Origin of the sequence: Pseudomonas sp. 18-147, assembly GCF_051048045.1 — a bacterium.
GTDB lineage: Bacteria > Pseudomonadota > Gammaproteobacteria > Pseudomonadales > Pseudomonadaceae > Pseudomonas > Pseudomonas aeruginosa.
In genome coordinates this window covers 2,493,456-2,512,310 of the sequence record NZ_CP182296.1, presented here as the reverse complement: position 1 = coordinate 2,512,310, position 18,855 = coordinate 2,493,456, and the positions used below count along the sequence as shown (strand labels likewise).

The window sequence follows — 18,855 nt, the reverse complement described above, 5'->3', positions numbered from 1 at the left end:
CGGAGGGAAAGCCTGACGCTAGACGCCGAACATTGCAGTTGTGCAATCAGTCCCGGTCCGCTTGCGGCGAAACCGCTCCGCTCGCCGAAAGCAGGCCCAGCGCATGCTCCAGCGCCGCATCCAGGACCTTGTCGCGCGCCACCTCGCTCGCCTGGGCACGCGCGAGAAGCACCGCGCCGACCGACAGGCAGGTGAGCACCCAGGCCCGGTTCTCGTCGCCCATCAGTTCGGCCAGCCGCCGTTGCCGCTGTTCCAGGGCGCGTTCGAAGGTTTCCCGCACCTCGGGCCCTGCCCGGCCCACCTCGGCGGCCAGCGCCGGAATCGGGCAGCCCATGTCGGCATGCTGCGCATGACCGCGACTGAGGTAGAGACGGGTGGCGCCGGCCAGTTGCTCCAGGCTGTCCAGCGGAAAGGCATCGTGCTGGGCGCTCAGCTCGCGCTGCAGGATCGCTTCGAGCAACTCCGCCTTGCTGGAGAATTGCGAGTAGAACGCCCCGGTGGTAAGACCAGCCGCCTTCATCAAGGTGTCCAGGCCGGTGCTGGCGAAGCCCTGGCGCTTCACCAGCGGAGCGGCCTTGCTCAACAGCAGGGCGCGGGTGGCCTGTTTCTGTTCCGGTTTGTAGCGCATGCCGACTATCCGTTGGTTGGGGAGACGATGTCGTCACATTGGATAATGATCTTTATATAACGCTCGTTATCCAATGAGGAAGCCGCAATGACTCTAGCACCGCGACACCTGCGCATAGAACAACGAGGACGCGTCCTGCAAGTCCTGCTCGACAATCCCCCGGCGAACTTCCTCACCACGGCGGTGATGCAGGAGCTGGCCGACCTGCTGGAAGACCTTGAGCAACGCCAGGACATCGGCGCCGTCATCCTTTCCGGAGCGGCGGACGGGGTCTTTCTGACCCACTTCGACGTCGACGAGATCGAGCGCGCCGTCGCCCCCATCACCTTTTCCATGCCGGCCTGGCTGACACGCCTGCTGCTGGAAAGCGAAAGCCTCCTGCGCCACTTGCCTGGGGCGAGGAAGCTGCTGCGGCGCACCCTGCTGGCAGGCGTCGCCGACATGAACCTGTTCCATGAGGTCACCGCGCACATGCGCCGCATGGACAAGGTGTTCATCGCCGCGATCAACGGCCTGGCCCTGGGTGGCGGCTGCGAGCTGGCGCTGGCCTGCGACCTGCGCCTGATGGCCGAGGACGACCAAGTGGAACGCTTCCTCGGCCAGCCGGAAGTACTCATCGGCCTGATACCGGGAGGCGGCGGCACCCAGATGCTGGCGCGCAGCCTGGGCGTAGCCAGGGCCCTGGAGCTGTGCCTGGAAGGGCAACTGCTGGAGCCGCGCCAGGCCCTTGCGCTGGGCCTGGTCAACGGGCTGGCGCCAGCGGAGGAGCTACTGGAAGCCGCCGACGCGCTGGCGCAACGCCTGTCCCGGCGCTCACCGCAAGCGGTGCGCCTGATCAAGCGTTCGATCTACCAGGCGGCTTCCCGCGACTGGACGGAGGGCATGGCCAGCGAAAAGGCCGGCTTCCTCTCCGCCGCCTCCCAGGGCAATACCCGCCGCGCCATGCGCGAATACATCGAACGGGTGCGCACCATCACCCGGGAAGAGCGCCCTTTCCGCCGTGCGGATTTTGACGACCTGACCGAAGGCAACGCCATCGACATGGCCTACAGGTGATCTGCATGACTGCCTCCCCTTCCCCGGTTTCCGCCACGCCTTGGCTGACCCTGAGCATTCGCCTGATGGCCGGCGGCTTCCTGCTGTTCTTCGGCCTGGCCCTGGCCACGCTGCTCCTGCGGCTCGACCAGTCGCTGCTCGACTCCGACGCCGGGCGCCTGCTGCTCCGCCTGGTTCGCTGGGGCGACCAGCAAGGCGGCGGACAGCACTATGAGCTGATGATCTCGACGATCTACCTGGTCTGGGGCGCATTCCTCTGGCGCGCCGCCAGCCAGCCCTTCCGCCACCGGCTGTTCATCGACTTCACCGTGGCGGCCAATGCCGCGCACTTCGGCCTGATGTTCCTGCAGGGACTGTTGATGCCCGGCGAACACATCCACCTGGCCGGCGATGTCCTGCTGGGCTGGGCCTCGCTGCTGCCGCTGATGCTGTTCTGGATACCGCAACGCAAGCGGGCAACCCCTTCGCTCGCCGTCGAGCGGAGGTGACGACAGTGGAACGGCCCCCAAAGGGGCCTAGCAGTTCGAACAGGCTCCTCTTGATGCCGTTGCGGACTGGCCTATGCTCACGGTGTGTGCGAACCCCAAGGGTATTTCCCGACCAGCTCCCCCGCGGTCGGGATTTTTTTTGCCTGTCGCTCAGCGCTTCGGGTCGAAGGGCGAATAGCCCCGCCGGCGCAGGCTCGCCAGGGGCGCGAACAGCGGCTCCGGCAGATCGACCCAATCGAACCAGGCCCAGCCGTCGCACTTGTCCGGCTCCATGAGGCGCGCCTCGGCATCCTCCGCGCAACCGGCCAGGATGAACGCGGTGAGGTAGTGGCGCCCCTCGAAGACGTCATTGCTGAACGGGCCGTGGCGCAGTTCGCTCAGCGCCAGGCCGGTCTCTTCCAGGGCTTCGCGCAGGGCGCAGTCCTCCACCGCCTCGCCGAACTCGAGATGGCCGCCGGGCGCCGACCAGCAGCCAGCGCCATGACTGCCCTTGCGGCGCCCCAGCAACACCTTGCCGTCCCGCAAGATCAGGACGCCCACGCCTACCTGCGGTGCCGGCATCGTCGTACTCCTGCTTCGGGATCAGAGATGGAGCGTACCGCTCATGTACAACGCCGCCTTGCCGGAGATGACCACCCGCTCGCCGCGCACGTCGCATTCCAGGCGCCCCTTGCGCGCCCCGCCCTGCTCGGCGCTCAGCCGGGTCTTGCCCAGGCGCTGCGCCCAGTACGGCGCCAGGGAGGTATGCGCGGAACCGGTCACCGGGTCTTCGTTGACGCCGACGTTGGGCCCGAACCAGCGCGAGACGAAATCGAAGCGCTGGCTGCGCGCGGTCACCGCCACCCCACGGCACGGCAAGCCCTTCAGCCGGGCGAAGTCAGGCGCCAGGGCGGCGATCGTCTTTTCGTCGTCGACCACCACGAGGTAATCGTCGGTCTTCAGCACTTCCGCCTCGGCAATACCCAGCGCCTCCAGCAGTCCGTCCGGTGTCGCGCAAGGCTCCGGACGCTTGGCCGGGAAGTCCATCGCCAGCGAGTCGCCCTCGCGCCGCACGCTCAGCTCACCGCTACGGGTAGCGAAACGCAGTACCGGGGAAGCGTCGTCGAGCTTGTGGATCAGTACCCAGGCCGTCGCCAGGGTCGCATGACCGCACAGGTCCACCTCGACCTGCGGCGTGAACCAGCGCAATCGATAGTCGCCGTCGCGGCCGACGACAAAGGCGGTTTCCGAAAGATTGTTCTCTTCCGCGATGGCCTGCAGGCGCTCGTCGTCCAGCCAGGCATCGAGGGGGCAGACCGCCGCCGGATTGCCCTGGAAGGGACTGTCGGCGAATGCGTCTACCTGGAAGATCGTCAGTTCCATGTTCCGGACTCCTGTATCGATGGGCTGCGCACCTTAGCAGCCGGACCGAGACCAGGACAATGCCGCGCCCCGCGCAGGCGCCTCGCTCAGATCTGACGGATATCCAGCAGCGCCCAGACCTGGTAACCCTGGCGCTTGGCTTCCTTCTCCGCTTCCAGTTGCGCGGTGACCTTGCTGATGGAGCGCGAGCGATGTTCGAAACGCAGCGGCAATCCCGCCCCGCCCTTGCGCACGCTCAGTTCGACGATGGTGTAGCGGACCGGCTGGCTGGCCTCGGTCCGGACCTTTTTCGGTCGCGTTTCGGCAAGGCCCAGCGCCTTGCGCATCTGTTCTTCAGAGTAGATTTCCTGCACGCATTCACCCAGATTGAATAAAACCCGCAAATCCTATTGGTTCGCGACCCCACTTGCCAGGATAGTCGGCGAAGCGGGTCACACATCGACGCGAAAATCGCGCCTACCAGATCCGGCAGCTTCATCGAAACCGCCGCCGACATAAGCTGTGGGCGCTGTACATCCCTGGATCCTTTCCCGGCCTGCTCCACGCGGCCGGGATTTTTTTTGCCCTCTTCACCCTTGCGCCGACTGCGGACGCCAGGCTGGCCTTCAGCCTGTCCGGCAGCTATACCGAAAGTCTCCACCGTGATCAGGATCCAGTATGCTCGCCTGCCCCCTCCCTCCCGACGAAGCCCTGCGCCAGCAGGCCCTGGACGACATGGCGCTGGTCGACACCCCCGCCGAACACTACCTGGACGCCCTGGTGGAACTGGCGCGGGAAACCTTCGGGGTGAAGACCGTGCTGATCAGTCTGATCGACCACGACCGCCAATGGTTCAAGGCCCGTATCGGCCTGGATGCCGAACAGACGCCGCGCGACCTGTCCTTCTGCGGCCACGCCATCCTGGCCAGCGAACCGCTGATGGTGACGGACGCCTCCAGGGATCCGCGTTTTCACGACAATCCGCTGGTCACCGGGCCGCCCTTCATCCGCTTCTACGCCGGCGAGCCCCTGCACGCCAGCAATGGCCAGGCCATCGGCACACTCTGCCTGATCGACCCGAGCCCGCGGCTGCTGAATCTCCGGGAAGGACGCCAGCTCAATCGACTGTCGATCCTGGCCGAAGGATATCTCCAGCTACGCAGCCTCACCGAGCACACCCGCTTCCTGCGCCAGGAGATCGACCGGGAGCAGCGCAAGTCACTGCTCGACCCCCTCACCCAATTGTGGAACCGGGCCGGCTTCCACGCGCTGCACCAGCATGAACTGGAGTTGGCGCGGGCCAGCGACCAGCGCATCGGCATCATCTACAGCGATATCGACCATTTCAAACGTATCAACGACACCCTGGGGCACCGGGCCGGCGACAGCGTCCTCCGCGAGGCGGCTTCGCGACTGCGCGCGGCGCTGCGGCCGGAAGATCTCCTGGCGCGTTTCGGCGGCGAGGAGTTCGTGGCGATGGTCCGGGTCCGCGAGACCACGGAACTGACCATGATCGCCAATCGCATCCGCGAACTGATGGAAGCGACCCCGATCGACTGTGCCGGCACGTCCGTGCCGGTGACCATCAGTGCCGGCTGTACCCTGGCCGGCAGCGGCGAAGAACCGGAACGGGCACTCGCCCGGGCGGATGCCGCGCTGTACGACGCCAAGCGTGCCGGACGCAACCGGGTGGTCAGCGTCTGACCAGGGCTAGTCCTCCAGCCCTGCGCAATCGGCGCAGATAGAGAAACCCTCGCTATCGACTGGCACCTGGACCGCGTCGCAATATTCGCAGGAACGTCGCCTGCCGGTTCCGCAGGCATCGGGCTCGTCGAGCGCGCCGAACGTATCTTCGTCACGCTCGTCCTCGAGGTAATCGTTATCCAGCAGGTGATCGTGTTCGGGTTCGTGAATATCGTCTTCGTCGCTCATCTTCGACTGCCTGCCGGCTGCGTGAGGCGGTCTTATAAAGGCAGCGACAGCGCCCGTCAACGGCTCAACCCAGGTACAGACGCAGTTGCAGCCGGATTCGCTCCGGCTCGCCGTCGATCGGCGCAGGGCGACTGTCGAATCGCTGGGCGCCCTGGACCATGTAGAACGCTTAGGCATGCAAATCGGCTCCTCCCCCTGCCTCATTGCACTAGAATCGCCCGGCGCAGCGCCTGCGCCCTCAAGCCTATTTCGTAGAAAACACCATGAGCAAACTGCAACATATCGGCCTGTTCCTGTTCGTTCTTCTTTCCGCCGGCCTGGCGCTCGGCTACCGAGTCGACTGCCCGGACGGCAGCCATGTCGAGACCTACCTGCTTCGCGGCCTGGGCGCGCGCCTCCTCGGCAACGATCTCTGCGAGCAGGCAGCGCCCTGACGCCGGGCGTTCCCGGATCCGACGGCGCCCGCCTATCGAGCCGGCAAGCCTCCGCCAACGCCAAGCCTTGCCGAAACGATGGGCCACCAGCGCTAACCGGCCAGTTGCAACCAGAGCGAAAACACGCCCAGCGCACACCAGAAGCCGGCGAACAGGAACGGCACGCGTCGCTAGAACAGCAAGGTTTTCTCGAAGCTGCCGCGGTTGACCTCGCGTTCGCTGAACAATGGCGAATCATCGTAGGCCAGGCCGATCTCCGGATCGCTGTGCAACAGGCAGGACTGCTTGAACTGCCAGTGGCAGATGATCTCCGAGGATGCCTGGATGCCCGGCCAGGCATGCAGGGAATTGACGATCCCGAGCAGTGCCAGGAGCGCCGGCACCACCAGGGTGAACAGCTCGCCCCAGGCCGGGTTCAGGTTGGCCATCGACGAGGCATAGGCGATGACCAGGAACGACTGCGCCGTCAGGTAGGCGTTGGTCCGACTGGATAGCTGGCCCGTCTCGTAGTGGATTTCCCGCCGGTAGAAGTCCAGCCGCTCCTTGGGTGAACAGAAGATCCGGACATCGGATTCTTGCGACAACGGCCCTCCGGGCATGATCAACCTGGACACAAGCACGACACCTCGAACGAGTGGATGGGCTTGTTTGGAAAGAACCGATCCATGCCGGTTCGGAATCTCCGACGACCGTTCCCCGCGCCGGTAACGATTTCCGCCACCGCCCCGCTGGCCATGGAACTCAACGGAGCCCTGGCCGCCGCACGCCTGCGCAAGGTAAAAAGGGCGATCCTCCCGGATCGCCCTCCTGCATCAGAACAACGCCCCCAGGTAAGCCGCCGCGCCGCCGCCGAACTGTGCACCGACGTTGACCCCGGCCATCAACAGGGCGCCACGGGACGATTGCAGTAATTGCCGCGACATGCTGGCGCCCAGCGCGGCGGTCAATGGCGAGGCGCTCGCCAGCGCCACCGCCGCCAGCAGCTTGGGATCGAGGCCGAAGAGAATCGCCGTGCCCGAACCGCCGGCGATGACTCCCGCGCCGAGTTCGACGTACATGCAGGGCCCGGTGAAGTCGCCGCGGGACAGGTCGCGCCCCACCAGGCCGTCCGCGACCAAGACGGTTCCGGTGCTCGGCAACGCCTCCAGCGCACCGGCCCCGCCAACGCTCTTGCCCTTGACATTGAGGTTGACCTTGCCGAAGCGCGGCAGGCGCATGCCCAGTCCGATCCCGCCGCCCACCCCGCCATAGCGGAAGGACACGTTCTCACCCTCCGGCGAGAGCAACGTGATGGAGCCGCCGCTACCCGCCAGGAAGGCCACGGTCATGCCTCCGCCACTGGCCGTCACGTAGCGCCAGCGACTCTCGTTGAGGGGCAAGGGAATGGGAAGTTGCGACATGACTTCAATGTCCTTTTGAGGTCGGCTGGGAAGAACGCAGGCCCAGCAATCCCCTGAACCCGACAATACCGAAGAGTGCGCCGAAGCCGCAGAGGAAAGCGCTGGTTCCCCAGAGCGCGCCGGCATCGTCGACTATCGCGCTGGCCGCCGGCCGCCCAGCCTCGTAGAGGACGCGAACCGGCTCGCCCACCTGGTAGCCGAAGATGAAGCCGCCCTGGGGATAGGAAATCCGCTCGCCGGAAACGCTGGTGAAATCGATCTGCGGATGCGAACCGCCGGCATTCAAGGCGCTGACCGTCCCCTGGGCTTCCTGCGCAGTACGCAGGAAATGGTACCGCTCGACGGTCTTGAAACCGCCGGCGAGCAGGAGACCGAGTCCGAGCAGGGAAAAAAGGGAAGCGTGAAGAAGTCCGCCGATACGCGAACCGGAAGAGGTCGTCATGAGCCTTGTCGCCTGAATCATCCGTGAAGGCGCTAGGGTCGGAAAAGACCGCCCCCGCTGTCAATAGCGGCTATGCGATGAAGCGCGAGCCCAGGCGAGCACGGGCCGAGCGGCCTTTTTCGGGGCGCAAACGAAGAAAGGCGACCCTTTCGGATCGCCTTTCTTGCCCCGCCAGCAGTGCGGGATTTGTTTGGTAGGCACGATTGGATTCGAACCAACGACCCCCACCATGTCAAGGTGGTGCTCTAACCAACTGAGCTACGTGCCTGCTGATGGCGCGCATTCTACAGACCCCAAAAACACCGTCAAGCTTTTTTTTCGCTAACTCTCTGAAAAAGTGGAATTTTTATTTTCTGGGGGTCCGTTGAAAATTTTGCACGGAGGCTAGCCGGCCGATTTCGACTCGGGTAGCATCCGGGCATCCGTAAAAAATAAAAAACAGAGGTGCAAGATGCCGCACACCCCCTACCCCTCCTCCTATTACGCCGCGTCGGCCAATCCCGCGCCGCCCCGCCCGGAACTCCAGGGCGAGGTCGAAACCGACGTCTGCGTGATCGGTGCCGGCTATACCGGCCTCTCCACCGCCCTGTTCCTGTTGGAGAATGGTTTCAAGGTCACCGTACTGGAAGCCGCCAAGGTCGGCTTCGGCGCTTCCGGGCGCAACGGCGGCCAGATCGTCAACAGCTACAGCCGCGACATCGACGTGATCGAGCGCACCGTCGGCAAGCGCGAAGCGCAGTTGCTCGGCGAGATGGCCTTCGAAGGCGGGCGCATCATCCGCGAGCGCGTGGCCCGCTACGGTATCCAATGCGACCTGAAGGACGGCGGGGTGTTCGCCGCCTTCACCGAGAAGCAGATGGATCACCTGCGCGCGCAGAAACAGTTGTGGGAACGCTACGGCCACAACCAGTTGGAGATCATGGACGCCAAGCGCATCCGCGAGGTGGTGGCGACCGACAACTATATAGGTGGCATGCTTGACATGAGCGGCGGCCACATCCATCCGCTGAACCTCGCCCTCGGCGAAGCGGCGGCGGTGGAGTCGCTCGGCGGCAGAATCTACGAGCAGAGCCCGGCGACCCGCATCGAGCGCGGCGCCAGCCCGGTGGTGCATACCCCGCAAGGCAAGGTGAAGGCGAAGTTCATCGTGGTCGCCGGTAACGCCTACCTCAACGGCCTGGTCCCGGAACTGGCGGCCAAGTCGATGCCCTGCGGCACCCAGGTGATCACCACCGAGCCGCTGAACGAGGAACTGGCCCACAGCCTGCTGCCGCAGGACTACTGCGTGGAAGACTGCAATTACCTGCTCGACTACTATCGCCTCTCCGGCGACAAGCGCCTGATCTATGGTGGCGGCGTGATCTATGGCGCTCGCGATCCGGCGGACATCGAGGCGATCATCCGGCCGAAGATGCTCAAGACCTTCCCGCAACTGAAGGACGTGAAGATCGACTTCGCCTGGACCGGCAACTTCCTGCTGACCCTCTCGCGCCTGCCCCAGGTCGGCCGCATCGGCGACAACATCTACTATTCCCAGGGTTGCAGCGGCCACGGCGTGACCTACACCCACGTCGCCGGCAAGGTCCTGGCCGAAGCCCTGCGCGGCCAGGCCGAGCGCTTCGACGCTTTCGCCGGCCTGCCGCACTACCCCTTCCCCGGCGGCAAGCTGTTCCGCGTACCGTTCACCGCCATCGGCGCCTGGTACTACAGCCTGCGCGACAAGCTCGGGGTCTAGTCCGCGTCGACAGAACGGCACCCCGGGGTGCCGTTTTTTCCATCCGCTCCTCAACCTTCGCTACGGATCTGCGCATGACTGATCAGGGCGAAGATCAGGCTACCGCCGACGATGTTGCCGCCCAGGGTAGGCAGGGCGAACTTCAGCAGGAACTCGGTCCAGCCGATTTCCCCGGCGAACGCCAGGTAGCCTACCTCCGCCGAGCCCACCACGATGTGGGTGAAGCTGCCCAGCGCCATCAGGTAGGTGACCATCGCGATGATCCAGATCTTCGCGCCCTCCGCCGCCGGGATCAGCCAGACCATGGTGGCGATCATCCAGCCGGAAACGATGCCCTTGGCGAACATTTGCGCCAGGTCGTTGTGCATCACCTCGCGGCCGATCTCAAGGAACGCCGCGTCGGCCGCTTCATTGAATATCGGCAGATGCAGCACCGCCCAGGCGAACAGCAGCGTACCGACGATATTGCCGAACAGCACCACGCTCCAGAGACGCAACAGTTGCCAGGCCTTTTCCAGGGTCGGCTCGGTCATCACCGGCAACACGGCGGTCAGGGTGTTTTCGGTGAACAGTTGCTGGCGGGCGAGGATCACTGCCAGGAAGCCCATGGGATAGCCGAAGCTGCTGACGATGATCGCCCACTCCTGCTCGGGCAAGGCAGCGCGGAACAGGCCCATGCCCATCAACGAGAGGCCGATGGTCAGCCCCGCGGCCACCGCCGACCACCAGAGTGCCGCCAGCGTGCGCTGCAACTCGTGTTCGCCCTGGACGCGAATCACCTCGTGCAGGACAGCGGCGCGCGGTGGCTGCTTGTCGTCAATCTCCCGCCGCTCGTTGGCGGTCAGCGCCGTGGCCGAACGTCCGTCGGCCGGTTTCTCTTTCCGCTCCTCGCCGCGCGCACGCGGCTTGCGCGTGCCCTCCGCCGCATGCCCCTGGCGCTTGCCCGCCGCACCGCCCTTGGCCGGTTGCCGGGGGGTGGGGGGCGAAGTCCGCTTGTCGTTGGCCATGTTCTGCACCTGAGTGGGGTCCTCCCAGGTATAGAGCCGTCTCGCTGGAACGGGGTTCCGACAACCTTCGGCTCGGCCGCCTCAGCGGGGCGGGGCGCCAACGGGACAGGCCGGCAGCTCGGCGCACCGAGCCACGGGTGCGACGGCCTGCGGCAAGGCAGCAGCGAAGCGGGCTTCCCCAGGCTGCAATGCCCGCGCGCAGGCCTGCGCCTGGCGCGCCGGCGCCGCGCAACCGCGTTCCGCCAGCAACTGGGACAGGTTGAACCAACCCGCGGCGAAATCCACGCGACGCTCGACGCTGGTGAGCATGGCCTGTTCGGCAGCGGCGGAATCGCCTGCGGCGTAGCGACTGTTGCCCAGGGCAAACCAGGCGAAGGCGTCCTCAGGCCAGCGTCGCACGGCTTCTTCGTAGGCGCGCCGGGCAACCTTGGGGTGGCCGGTTTCCTCGCTGTCACTGGCGGCCTTGAGCCACGGGACCGCTGCTGCCGTGGCCGGCAGGCGGTCACCCGGCAGGGTCAGCACCGCCCAGCGCCCCGAACGCTTCCAGGTCGACTCGAAGCTGGTGAAGTCGGTAACCCAGCGCCGGGTGATGCCCGAGCGCAGCACCAGTTCGCGGCGCTCCCGATCGAAACCGACCACCACCGCGAAGTGCCAGCGCGGCCACCAGGAGAAAGCCTGGTTCTGTAACACCAGCACCGGGTTGCCCGCCGCGACCTCCTCGAGCACGCTCTCCAGTCCGCCTTGCAGCGGATAGACCAGCATGCCGTGGCGGCGCGCCGCGGCGACCATCTCCAATTGCAGGCTGCCCTCGCGACCGGGAATGAACACCTCGTCCTTCAATTGCCCCGGCGTCAACGCCAGGCCGCGCTGGCCAAGCATCGTGGCCAGCGCGGCGGGACCGCACTGGTAGGCTTCCTGGGGGAAGAACGGCACTTCGCGCAGCTCCACCCGTGCGGGCAGCGCCGCGCTTTCCGGCGGCAGTCTCGGCGGCTGCGCGCAGCCGCCGAGCATTGCGGAGACCAGCAGTGCCCCTGCCAGCCGCCTCACCGATTGATGCATTTGATGAAGCTGAAGATATCCGTGGCGCAAAGCATGTCGGTGATGATGAAGATCACCAGGAACAACACGATGATGCCGATGATGCCGCCCGCCGGCGCCTGGTCCAGCTGCTGGTTGAACTGCGCCAGCTCGGCGTTGGTCAGGCTGTTGATGCGACTCGCCACCTGGTCGCGGGGCACGCCCATGGCCTCCAGCTTCTTCTGGACGCCCTGGTCGTCGAGCATCTTCAGCAGTTGCTGGCGATCGAGGTTGTGCTGTTGTTGCTGCATGACTTCCGCAGTACCGATCATCGCTGCCTGGGCGAGCGGAACCTCGGCGAAGGTGAGCAGGTGCAGCGCTGCCAGGACGGCAGCGACACGGCGGATGCTTGTTGTTGTTCTCATGGGAATGACCTCTGCGTGAAACCCGGCTATTAGTCCTGGAAGGCGAGGCTTGGTTCCGCAACGCCCACCTTTCCTGAGTATCGTCCCGATCGCCGTTTTCCGCCGCCTCGGCGCCGATGCCCGCCCCTCTGGCGAGACGACGACCCGCCGCCCCCAGGCGACGAAATGGCGTCCGCCTTTATGCAGTTCGCATATACTCCGGCTCGCCGCGAGAAAACCGGAGCATGCGCGATCTCGGCGACATCGACGCATATCCCCGCCGCAGCCTCGTACACGGCGTCGAAACCGCGCGCCGCCCCGGACGACAGAGCCTCCGGCACGGCGAAAACTAAGGATTCCTGAGCTTCCATCTTGTCCAGATTTGCCCAACCTTGAGCGAGCGGGCCAACGGGACGGGAGTTGTATGGATGCTAGGTACCCGGCTAAAAGCCGCAAGAATCAGAGCGGGATACTCGCAGAAACAGTTGGGCATGCTGGTGGGAATGGACGAGTTTTCCGCCAGCGCACGGATGAACCAATACGAACGCGAACGGCACTCCCCCAACATGCGGACTTCCGAACAGCTGGCCATGGTCCTCCAGGTCCCCATGGCCTACCTCTATTGCCCCGAGGACGAGCTGGCCGAGCTCATCCTCAAGGTGTCCAGCCTGACACCCGAGTTCAAGAAAGAGCTGACGCGTTTCATCGAACAGTTGCTCGCGGCCCAGGGATCAACCAGCCGCCAGCCTGTACGCACAAGGAGTGAACTGTGAACAAAAGCTTGGATTCAGACTCGATAACCACCGCCATAATGGCCCTGCGTCGCCTACGCGACACGCACCCGGAGCAGTACCGGGAGCTGCTGCCGTTGTGCGCCTCGGGGCTGGTGGAGACCCTGGTCGGACAGAGCGACGGGGACGACCGCAGGAAGGCCGAGACGCAGAGCGAGACCATCGCCCGCTGGACCTGGCTGCAGTTGCTCGGCTGGGCCCAGAACAACAGCCTCAGCCAGCAGCAGATCGAAAGCCTCTACAGCATCGTCGAAGGCATCCGCAGTTGCCGGCCGCTGATGCAGGAGCGCGCCCGTCTCCTGCAACTGGCGCGAGGCTGAGGCCCCGGCGCGGCTAGAGGCCGTACCGGGTTGCCTGGAGATGAGCGAACATGCCACCGTCGGCCGGGATGTCGACACCCCATAGCCAGCGCGAGGCGTCAGCGAAGCCAGCTGGACGAACCAGGGCTTTGAGGTGGCATCGGCGAACTTCTTGAACTGCGAGGCCGGTCCGCCCATATAGGTGGGGCTGCCGTAGACGATGGCATCGGCTTCGACGAGCCGAGCAACTTCGTCCAGTTCTTCAAGCGCGAGGACGGCCAGGTGCGCCGAAGCCTTCCGCCGCGAACAGCATGGCGGCCGAACGCCAGCCTTGCCGCAGCGCACAGAGCGCACGTGACCTGGCGCCCGCAGCGCTCCGGCCTGATTCGCAGTTTCGTCACGCCGGCGCGCGGCCTGGCGCAAATGTGAACGGTTGCCGCCACGCTGGGAGAGGCTTCTTCCTAGACTCCGCGCCACGTTCACTCAGAGGAGAAACAACGTGGCCAAGACATGGATCTACGCAGCCTCGGCCGCCGCCATCGGCGGTGCGCTGATCGGCGGCTGGCTGCTCGACCCGGCTCCGCCCGAGGCATCGCCGCAGGCCCGCCAGTCCCCCGCCGCCCAGGCAGCCGCCGCCCCGACAGCGGCGCTCGCGGCGCCGGCGGCGGACGCTACCCGCATGCTCGCCCCGACCCCCGTCACGACGCCCGCGCCACGCGAGCGGGTGACGCTCTGGCAAGGCGAACTGCGCAGCCGCGAAGGCGCCCAGGGCATTCCCGAATACCTGGCGCAGGTCGAACCCGCCCTGCTCGACACGCTGGCGCTCGGCCAGGTGCTGGAAATGAGCCTGCCGGGTCGCGAGCGGCCCTTGCAGGCACGCCTCGCCAGCACCCATAACAGCGCCGGCCTGCCGGTCTGGCGCGGCGGCCTGGTGGACGGCGACGAGGCGGAAAGCCTGACCGTGGTGCGCGGCAGCCTGGAAACCCACATCAATGTCGCCACCCTCGACGGCAGCTACTCGATCATCGTCGACAACCGCAGCGGCAAGACCCGGGTGATCGACGAGAACGACATCGCCGCGCGTAGCGACCCGCATGGCGATCATGTCGACGCGCCGCTCGCCGAGCTGCCACCGATGCCGCCGCCCGCCCAGGGCTGAGCCCACCTTCCCAGCATGTTTCCCCAGCGGTGCCCTCGGGGCGCCATGGCTTCCTATTGTCCGAACACAGGCAACCCATGAAGAAATCCCTGCTCTGCTCCACCCTAGCCCTGGCGGTAGCCTCTGCCGCCCAGGCCGCGCCGAAGACCGTCGACATCATGGTCCTCTACACCCCCGCGGCGACCCAGACCGCAAATGGCCGCGACATCGATGCGCGGATCGCCAGCTACATCGAGTTCGCCAACACCGCCTACGAGAAGAGCGGCGTCAACCTGCGCCTGCGTCTGGTGCACAAGCAGCGCCTGGACTGGGCCGACTACCCGACGGTGACCGGCGCCAACCTCGATCGCTTCATGCGCGACCCGCAGGTGCAGCGCCTGCGCGAGCAGTACGGCGCCGACCTGGTCAGCCTGGTCAACCGCTCGCAGAACAGCGGTAACGGCTACATCACCTGCGGCATCGGCTACATGGGCTCGGGCGATAAGAACAGCGGGCGCTTCCACGGCAACGCCAAGGACATTGCCTACAACCTCACCGGGGTCGACTGCGGGCTCAACACCTTCGCCCATGAAGCCGGCCACAACATGGGCCTGCGCCACTCCTACGAACAGGACCTGGAGTCCAGCTACTACGATCCGCGCTACGCCCACAGCGGCACCTACGAATGGAGCCGCGGCTACGGCGTGCAGGGGCGCTTCGCCACCGTGATGGCCTACCCGCATGCCTTCGGCACCAACAAGCAGGCTCCGTTCTTCGCCAACCCGCGCCTGGTCAACGCCGAATGCGCCAACCAGCCCTGCGGCCGCGAAGAACACGCCGACGCCGTACGCGCGCTGAACAGCATGGCCACGCAGATCGCCGACTTTCGCCCGACCAAGGTACCCGGCACGCTCAACCCGGGCTCCGGCGGCGACACGCCGACCCCGCCGGACCTGCCATGGTGCACGAAAGCCAAGCTCGGCGGCCTGCTCGGCGATGGCGAGTTCGCCAGCATGGAAGGCTGGCGCGCATGGTCCGGCAACGCCCAGCTGAGCCTGGTGAACGTCGCCAAGGGCTGCCGCGACAATGCCTTGCTGGTCGACGTGCGTGGCTTCGATCTGCTGGTCCGCCCCATTGCCCCCCTGCGCGCCGGCAGCGGCTACCGGCTGAGCGGCAAGGTCATGCTCAAGGCCGCCAATACCCGTGAAACCGTGCGCATGGCGCTGCTCAGCGAACGCGCCGATGGCGCCCTGGCCTACAACCCGGCGCAGAGCGTCGAACTGTCGGTCAGCGGCAACGAGTTCAGTCGCCTGGAGAAGACCTTCGACTACCGTCCCGCCGCCGACCAGCGCAACCTCTACGTGGCGGTCTGGAGCGACAGCGGCGCCAGCCTGCTGGTCGACGAGATGAACCTGCAGGAAGCCCAGGCCGCGCCGCCGAGCGTACCGCCGGCGCCGAAACGCATCGCCTACGACTTCGAGAGCGGCATCGGCGGCTGGAGCGGCGTGCATGCCAGCGCCCGCGCCACGCGCGTCGCCAGCGCCGGGCGGCTGGCCCTGGAAGCCTACCAGCGGCGCTACGCCGGCACCGGCGCGAGCACCAGCCTGCTGGGCAACCTGGAAGCAGGCCGGACCTACGCGTTCAGCGCGGACGTACGGGTCGGCGACGGTCGCGGCTCGCAGGCCATGACCTATGCCTACCTCTACCTGGAAAGCCAGGGTCGGCCCGGCGAATACCTGCCCCTGGGCTACAAGGTGGTCGAGAATGGCCGCTGGGCCAGCCTGCGCGGCCAGGTGCAATTGCCGAAGGGGCCGATCAAGCGTGCTGAACTGATGATCCTCAGCGGTAACCAGCAGGAGTCGATGTTCATCGACAACGTCCAGTTGCTGCAGAAGTAGGACGCTTCCCCTCCGTGCCCCCGGCGGGCACGGAGGGGATTTTGCGGAGCGCTCCAGGCCGGATGCAGCGATCAAGAAATTATCGTTTTACGATAATTTATTATTAAACTATGATCACTCCGGTTTCCCTCGTTTCCGAGGGGCCTGCCCACCTTCCCAGGAGTACCCCCGATGACAAGCGACCGCCTGGCCGGCTACAGCCGCCTGATGGCTACCCTGACCCTGCTGTTGATCGCCGGCATGCTGCTGCTCAACGCCGCGTGCTGGATCTTCCCCGACCTCGCCAGCGAGCACGGCCTCGGCTTCGCTCTCACCGCCACCGGTGTCGCCGGCGACCTCGGCGTTGTGGCGCGGGACATGCCGCTCTGGCAGGCCCTCGGCGGCATCCTCCTGTCGAGCCTGCCGCTGCTGGTCCTGGCCAGTGGGCTGCAGGCGCTGCGAAGGCTGTTCCAGCACTACGGGCGCGGCGAGTATTTCTGCGAAGACGCCGCGGCGCTGCTCGGCAAGGTCGGCCTGTGCCTGGCTTGCTGGGTGCTGGCGAACTTCCTGCTGGAACCGCTGCTGACGGTCTGGGTCACCTTCCTCCAACCCCAGGGGCAACGCATCGTCAGTCTCAGCTTCGGTTCGGCGGAACTGGTCAGCCTGTTCGCCGCCGCCTCGGTGATGGTGATCGCGCGCATCCAGCGCAAGGCCGCCCTGCTCGCCGAGGAAAACCGCCAGTTCGTCTGAGGTCCGCCATGCCCATCGAAATCAGGCTGGACGTCATGCTCGCCCTGCGCAAGGCCAGGTCCAAGGACCTGGCCCAGGCCATCGGTATCACCGAACAAAACCTGTCGCTGCTCAAGCAGGGCAAGGTAAAGGGCATTCGCCTCGCTACCCTGGAGGCCATCTGCGCCTACCTGGCGTGCCAACCGGGAGACCTGCTGGAGTACCTGCCCGGCCCGACCGAGGAGTGACAGCCGGGCGCTTATGCGCTCGAGCGAGGGGGAGCGCACCAAAGGGTATTTAGGCCAAGCCCCCTTTCGCCGCTACAGTCGCGGTTCATCCACCAGACATGGGCGAGGCCGGGCATGGCGAAATCCTCCGAACGATTCGAATCCCTGCGCCGGGATATCGACGCACTGGCCCGCCGGCTCGACGTGCCGTCGGTGCTGATCATGCGTTCCCTGCCCCGGCACATGCGCGTCGAGGCCTCCGCCGGACGCCTGGAGGACACCTACCCGATCGGCGCCGAAGGCCGCAAGAGCGTCCATGAAGACGGCGCCAAACCCCTCTACTGCGAACGCGTGGTCGACCGCGACGCCCCGTTGCACGTGCGCGACTCGCGCCAGGAGACGGAATGGGCCGGCAACGAGGATGAAGTCGAGTTCGGCCTGAGCAACTACCTTGGCTATCCGGTTCATGCGCCCGACGGCACCCCGTACGGCACCGTCTGCGTACTCGACAGCCGACCGCGCGACTATTCGGCCGAGGAACGAGCCCTGCTGGAAGAATTGCGGCGCAAGGTCGAGGCGCTGCTGGCGGAAACCGTCTCATGACCTAAGGTCAATCGGATACCGCGGCGCACAACCGCGCCGCCTCCGCCCGCCAGACGAGGACCTTCCGTGCACGCCCGCCGCCTGCCCCGCCTCTTGCCGCTCGCCCTCGCCTTCCTGCTTTCGCCCGCCGCCTTCGCTGCCGACACGCCAGCCGCCGAGCTGCTGCGCCAGGCCGAAGCCGAACGCCCGGCCTACCTCGACACGCTCCGGCAACTGGTCGCGGTGGACAGCGGTACCGGCCAGGCCGAAGGCCTCGGCCAGTTGTCCGCGCTGCTCGCCGAACGCCTGCAGGCGCTCGGCGCGCAAGTCCGCAGCGCACCGGCGACGCCCTCGGCCGGCGACAACCTGGTGGCCACCCTCGATGGCACCGGCAGCAAGCGCTTCCTGCTGATGATTCACTACGACACCGTGTTCGCCGCCGGCAGCGCGGCGAAGCGTCCGTTCCGCGAGGACGCGGAGCGCGCCTACGGACCCGGCGTGGCCGACGCCAAGGGCGGCGTGGCGATGGTGCTGCATGCCCTGGCGCTGCTCAGGCAGCAAGGCTTCAGGGACTACGGACGGATCACCGTGCTGTTCAATCCCGACGAAGAGACCGGCTCCGCCGGCTCGAAGCAACTGATCGCCGAGCTGGCCCGGCAGCAGGACTACGTCTTCTCCTACGAGCCGCCGGACCGGGACGCAGTGACGGTAGCCACCAATGGCATCGACGGCCTGCTGCTCGAGGTGAAGGGTCGCTCGTCCCATGCCGGCTCGGCACCCGAGCAAGGCCGCAACGCCATTCTCGAACTGTCGCACCAGTTGCTGCGTCTCAAGGACCTCGGCGATCCGGCGAAAGGCACCACGCTGAACTGGACCCTCGCCAGGGGCGGCGAGAAGCGCAACATCATTCCCGCCGAGGCTTCGGCGGAAGCCGACATGCGCTACTCGGACCCGGCCGAGAGCGAGCGGGTACTGGCCGACGCCCGGAAGCTGACCGGCGAACGCCTGGTCGCCGATACCGAAGTCAGTCTGCGTCTCGACAAGGGTCGTCCGCCTCTGGTGAAGAACCCCGCCTCGCAGCGCCTGGCGGAAACCGCACAGACGCTCTACGGCCGAATCGGCAAGCGCATCGAGCCGATCGCCATGCGCTTCGGCACGGACGCCGGCTACGCCTACGTGCCCGGCAGCGACAAACCGGCGGTGCTGGAAACCCTCGGCGTGGTCGGCGCCGGCCTGCACAGCGAGGCGGAATACCTCGAACTATCCAGCATCGCCCCCCGCCTGTACCTGACGGTGGCGCTGATCCGCGAGCTGTCCGCCGACTAGCG

23 protein-coding genes, 1 tRNA gene and 1 pseudogene are annotated in these 18,855 nt (G+C 66.2%); 12 read left to right on the top strand and 13 right to left on the bottom strand.

Annotated features, from left to right (window positions below; all coding sequences use genetic code 11):
- Positions 1-46: 46 nt before the first annotated feature.
- A complete protein-coding gene (locus tag ACM0M4_RS12185) occupies positions 47-628 on the bottom strand; it encodes a TetR/AcrR family transcriptional regulator (protein WP_003090825.1) in 582 nt (193 codons plus the stop codon).
- Between the two features lie 87 nt (positions 629-715).
- On the opposite strand from ACM0M4_RS12185, the gene ACM0M4_RS12180 reads away from it, so the two are divergent.
- Together ACM0M4_RS12180 and ACM0M4_RS12175 are read left to right on the top strand one after the other, a co-directional pair.
- Positions 716-1,684: an enoyl-CoA hydratase/isomerase family protein gene (locus tag ACM0M4_RS12180; protein ID WP_003114421.1), complete on the top strand. Its 969-nt coding sequence runs from the start codon at positions 716-718 to the stop codon at positions 1,682-1,684.
- 5 nt (positions 1,685-1,689) lie between these two features.
- Positions 1,690-2,172 (top strand): DUF6632 domain-containing protein, encoded by a 483-nt coding sequence (locus ACM0M4_RS12175; protein WP_014602755.1) that lies wholly within the window; start codon positions 1,690-1,692, stop codon positions 2,170-2,172.
- 150 nt (positions 2,173-2,322) lie between these two features.
- Here the strand turns inward: ACM0M4_RS12175 and ACM0M4_RS12170 are convergent, their stop codons facing one another.
- The 3 genes from ACM0M4_RS12170 to ACM0M4_RS12160 form a co-directional block, all read right to left on the bottom strand.
- The gene (locus ACM0M4_RS12170; protein WP_023115904.1) at positions 2,323-2,733 is read right to left on the bottom strand and encodes a nucleotide triphosphate diphosphatase NUDT15; all 411 of its coding nucleotides are present in this window, start codon (positions 2,731-2,733) and stop codon (positions 2,323-2,325) included.
- Positions 2,734-2,754: 21 nt separating this feature from the next.
- Positions 2,755-3,534 (bottom strand): PhzF family phenazine biosynthesis protein, encoded by a 780-nt coding sequence (locus tag ACM0M4_RS12165; RefSeq protein WP_003114424.1) that lies wholly within the window; start codon positions 3,532-3,534, stop codon positions 2,755-2,757.
- 86 nt (positions 3,535-3,620) lie between these two features.
- Positions 3,621-3,860, bottom strand: coding sequence for a hypothetical protein (locus ACM0M4_RS12160; RefSeq protein ID WP_003114425.1), 240 nt, complete (start codon positions 3,858-3,860; stop codon positions 3,621-3,623).
- A 331-nt stretch (positions 3,861-4,191) separates the two neighbouring features.
- Between ACM0M4_RS12160 and ACM0M4_RS12155 the strand changes: the two genes are divergently transcribed.
- Positions 4,192-5,217 carry a diguanylate cyclase gene (locus ACM0M4_RS12155; RefSeq protein ID WP_034068967.1) on the top strand — a complete coding sequence of 342 codons (1,026 nt, stop codon included), beginning with the start codon at positions 4,192-4,194 and terminating at the stop codon, positions 5,215-5,217.
- Positions 5,218-5,223: 6 nt separating this feature from the next.
- Here the strand turns inward: ACM0M4_RS12155 and ACM0M4_RS12150 are convergent, their stop codons facing one another.
- Entirely contained in the window at positions 5,224-5,445 is a 222-nt protein-coding gene (locus ACM0M4_RS12150) for a hypothetical protein (RefSeq protein ID WP_003114427.1), read from the bottom strand.
- Positions 5,446-5,708: 263 nt separating this feature from the next.
- Between ACM0M4_RS12150 and ACM0M4_RS12145 the strand changes: the two genes are divergently transcribed.
- Positions 5,709-5,879 (top strand): hypothetical protein, encoded by a 171-nt coding sequence (locus ACM0M4_RS12145; RefSeq protein WP_003099153.1) that lies wholly within the window; start codon positions 5,709-5,711, stop codon positions 5,877-5,879.
- Positions 5,880-5,971: 92 nt separating this feature from the next.
- Here the strand turns inward: ACM0M4_RS12145 and ACM0M4_RS12140 are convergent.
- From ACM0M4_RS12140 to ACM0M4_RS12125, 4 genes and pseudogenes are all read right to left on the bottom strand, one after another.
- Positions 5,972-6,493 (bottom strand): annotated as a pseudogene (locus ACM0M4_RS12140) (hypothetical protein).
- A 198-nt stretch (positions 6,494-6,691) separates the two neighbouring features.
- Positions 6,692-7,279 carry a type IV secretion system toxin Tse4 gene (tse4, locus tag ACM0M4_RS12135; protein WP_003099160.1) on the bottom strand — a complete coding sequence of 196 codons (588 nt, stop codon included), beginning with the start codon at positions 7,277-7,279 and terminating at the stop codon, positions 6,692-6,694.
- A gap of 4 nt (positions 7,280-7,283) precedes the next feature.
- The gene (gene tsi4, locus ACM0M4_RS12130; protein WP_003099162.1) at positions 7,284-7,721 is read right to left on the bottom strand and encodes a type VI secretion system immunity protein Tsi4; all 438 of its coding nucleotides are present in this window, start codon (positions 7,719-7,721) and stop codon (positions 7,284-7,286) included.
- 191 nt (positions 7,722-7,912) lie between these two features.
- Positions 7,913-7,989: transfer RNA gene (locus tag ACM0M4_RS12125), tRNA-Val, on the bottom strand.
- A gap of 183 nt (positions 7,990-8,172) precedes the next feature.
- Here ACM0M4_RS12125 and ACM0M4_RS12120 point away from each other — a divergent pair.
- Positions 8,173-9,456, top strand: coding sequence for an NAD(P)/FAD-dependent oxidoreductase (locus ACM0M4_RS12120; RefSeq protein ID WP_003114430.1), 1,284 nt, complete (start codon positions 8,173-8,175; stop codon positions 9,454-9,456).
- Between the two features lie 50 nt (positions 9,457-9,506).
- On the opposite strand, the gene ACM0M4_RS12115 is transcribed toward ACM0M4_RS12120, so the two are convergent.
- The 3 genes from ACM0M4_RS12115 to ACM0M4_RS12105 all read right to left on the bottom strand — a co-directional run bounded on the left by ACM0M4_RS12115 (position 9,507) and on the right by ACM0M4_RS12105 (position 11,905).
- Positions 9,507-10,463 carry a formate/nitrite transporter family protein gene (locus ACM0M4_RS12115; protein WP_003107204.1) on the bottom strand — a complete coding sequence of 319 codons (957 nt, stop codon included), beginning with the start codon at positions 10,461-10,463 and terminating at the stop codon, positions 9,507-9,509.
- Positions 10,464-10,544: 81 nt separating this feature from the next.
- Positions 10,545-11,474, bottom strand: a complete 930-nt coding sequence (locus ACM0M4_RS12110) for a PA2778 family cysteine peptidase (protein WP_003107207.1) — start codon at positions 11,472-11,474, stop codon at positions 10,545-10,547.
- A gap of 32 nt (positions 11,475-11,506) precedes the next feature.
- Complete coding sequence (locus ACM0M4_RS12105) at positions 11,507-11,905, bottom strand: PA2779 family protein (protein WP_003090843.1); 399 nt, start codon at positions 11,903-11,905, stop codon at positions 11,507-11,509.
- Between the two features lie 470 nt (positions 11,906-12,375).
- On the opposite strand from ACM0M4_RS12105, the gene ACM0M4_RS12100 reads away from it, so the two are divergent.
- Positions 12,376-12,657 (top strand): hypothetical protein, encoded by a 282-nt coding sequence (locus tag ACM0M4_RS12100; RefSeq protein ID WP_003107213.1) that lies wholly within the window; start codon positions 12,376-12,378, stop codon positions 12,655-12,657.
- A gap of 53 nt (positions 12,658-12,710) precedes the next feature.
- Here ACM0M4_RS12100 and ACM0M4_RS12095 read toward each other — a convergent pair whose 3' ends face one another.
- Positions 12,711-13,319, bottom strand: a complete 609-nt coding sequence (locus ACM0M4_RS12095) for a flavodoxin family protein (protein WP_071534072.1) — start codon at positions 13,317-13,319, stop codon at positions 12,711-12,713.
- Between the two features lie 154 nt (positions 13,320-13,473).
- On the opposite strand from ACM0M4_RS12095, the gene bamI reads away from it, so the two are divergent.
- The 6 genes from bamI (at position 13,474) to ACM0M4_RS12065 (ending at position 18,853) form a co-directional block, all read left to right on the top strand.
- On the top strand, positions 13,474-14,133 hold the full coding sequence (bamI, locus tag ACM0M4_RS12090; protein ID WP_003124476.1) for a biofilm-associated metzincin protease inhibitor BamI: 660 nt from the start codon (positions 13,474-13,476) through the stop codon (positions 14,131-14,133).
- A gap of 77 nt (positions 14,134-14,210) precedes the next feature.
- Positions 14,211-16,010: a metalloendopeptidase Mep72 gene (gene mep72 / locus ACM0M4_RS12085; protein WP_003104031.1), complete on the top strand. Its 1,800-nt coding sequence runs from the start codon at positions 14,211-14,213 to the stop codon at positions 16,008-16,010.
- Between the two features lie 171 nt (positions 16,011-16,181).
- Positions 16,182-16,739: a DUF2975 domain-containing protein gene (locus ACM0M4_RS12080; protein ID WP_003090849.1), complete on the top strand. Its 558-nt coding sequence runs from the start codon at positions 16,182-16,184 to the stop codon at positions 16,737-16,739.
- A gap of 8 nt (positions 16,740-16,747) precedes the next feature.
- Positions 16,748-16,966: a helix-turn-helix domain-containing protein gene (locus ACM0M4_RS12075; protein ID WP_003108924.1), complete on the top strand. Its 219-nt coding sequence runs from the start codon at positions 16,748-16,750 to the stop codon at positions 16,964-16,966.
- 114 nt (positions 16,967-17,080) lie between these two features.
- The gene (locus ACM0M4_RS12070; protein ID WP_003104034.1) at positions 17,081-17,548 is read left to right on the top strand and encodes a GAF domain-containing protein; all 468 of its coding nucleotides are present in this window, start codon (positions 17,081-17,083) and stop codon (positions 17,546-17,548) included.
- Positions 17,549-17,614: 66 nt separating this feature from the next.
- Positions 17,615-18,853 carry a M20/M25/M40 family metallo-hydrolase gene (locus ACM0M4_RS12065; protein ID WP_003114784.1) on the top strand — a complete coding sequence of 413 codons (1,239 nt, stop codon included), beginning with the start codon at positions 17,615-17,617 and terminating at the stop codon, positions 18,851-18,853.
- The last annotated feature ends 2 nt before the right edge of the window (positions 18,854-18,855 follow it).

Bases quoted from the DNA above. Each gene is read 5' to 3' on its own strand.
- ACM0M4_RS12075 (WP_003108924.1), top strand. From the start codon at position 16,748: ATGCCCATCGAAATCAGGCTGGACGTCATGCTCGCCCTGCGCAAGGCC.
- tse4 (WP_003099160.1), bottom strand. From the start codon at position 7,279: ATGTCGCAACTTCCCATTCCCTTGCCCCTCAACGAGAGTCGCTGGCGC.
- ACM0M4_RS12160 (WP_003114425.1), bottom strand. From the start codon at position 3,860: ATGCGCAAGGCGCTGGGCCTTGCCGAAACGCGACCGAAAAAGGTCCGG.
- ACM0M4_RS12120 (WP_003114430.1), top strand. From the start codon at position 8,173: ATGCCGCACACCCCCTACCCCTCCTCCTATTACGCCGCGTCGGCCAAT.
- mep72 (WP_003104031.1), top strand. From the start codon at position 14,211: ATGAAGAAATCCCTGCTCTGCTCCACCCTAGCCCTGGCGGTAGCCTCT.
- ACM0M4_RS12185 (WP_003090825.1), bottom strand. From the start codon at position 628: ATGCGCTACAAACCGGAACAGAAACAGGCCACCCGCGCCCTGCTGTTG.
- ACM0M4_RS12150 (WP_003114427.1), bottom strand. From the start codon at position 5,445: ATGAGCGACGAAGACGATATTCACGAACCCGAACACGATCACCTGCTG.
- ACM0M4_RS12155 (WP_034068967.1), top strand. From the start codon at position 4,192: ATGCTCGCCTGCCCCCTCCCTCCCGACGAAGCCCTGCGCCAGCAGGCC.
- ACM0M4_RS12175 (WP_014602755.1), top strand. From the start codon at position 1,690: ATGACTGCCTCCCCTTCCCCGGTTTCCGCCACGCCTTGGCTGACCCTG.
- ACM0M4_RS12180 (WP_003114421.1), top strand. From the start codon at position 716: ATGACTCTAGCACCGCGACACCTGCGCATAGAACAACGAGGACGCGTC.
- ACM0M4_RS12105 (WP_003090843.1), bottom strand. From the start codon at position 11,905: ATGAGAACAACAACAAGCATCCGCCGTGTCGCTGCCGTCCTGGCAGCG.
- ACM0M4_RS12110 (WP_003107207.1), bottom strand. From the start codon at position 11,474: ATGCTCGGCGGCTGCGCGCAGCCGCCGAGACTGCCGCCGGAAAGCGCG.
- tsi4 (WP_003099162.1), bottom strand. From the start codon at position 7,721: ATGACGACCTCTTCCGGTTCGCGTATCGGCGGACTTCTTCACGCTTCC.
- ACM0M4_RS12080 (WP_003090849.1), top strand. From the start codon at position 16,182: ATGACAAGCGACCGCCTGGCCGGCTACAGCCGCCTGATGGCTACCCTG.
- ACM0M4_RS12170 (WP_023115904.1), bottom strand. From the start codon at position 2,733: ATGCCGGCACCGCAGGTAGGCGTGGGCGTCCTGATCTTGCGGGACGGC.
- ACM0M4_RS12165 (WP_003114424.1), bottom strand. From the start codon at position 3,534: ATGGAACTGACGATCTTCCAGGTAGACGCATTCGCCGACAGTCCCTTC.
- ACM0M4_RS12070 (WP_003104034.1), top strand. From the start codon at position 17,081: ATGGCGAAATCCTCCGAACGATTCGAATCCCTGCGCCGGGATATCGAC.
- ACM0M4_RS12100 (WP_003107213.1), top strand. From the start codon at position 12,376: ATGCTGGTGGGAATGGACGAGTTTTCCGCCAGCGCACGGATGAACCAA.
- ACM0M4_RS12115 (WP_003107204.1), bottom strand. From the start codon at position 10,463: ATGGCCAACGACAAGCGGACTTCGCCCCCCACCCCCCGGCAACCGGCC.
- ACM0M4_RS12145 (WP_003099153.1), top strand. From the start codon at position 5,709: ATGAGCAAACTGCAACATATCGGCCTGTTCCTGTTCGTTCTTCTTTCC.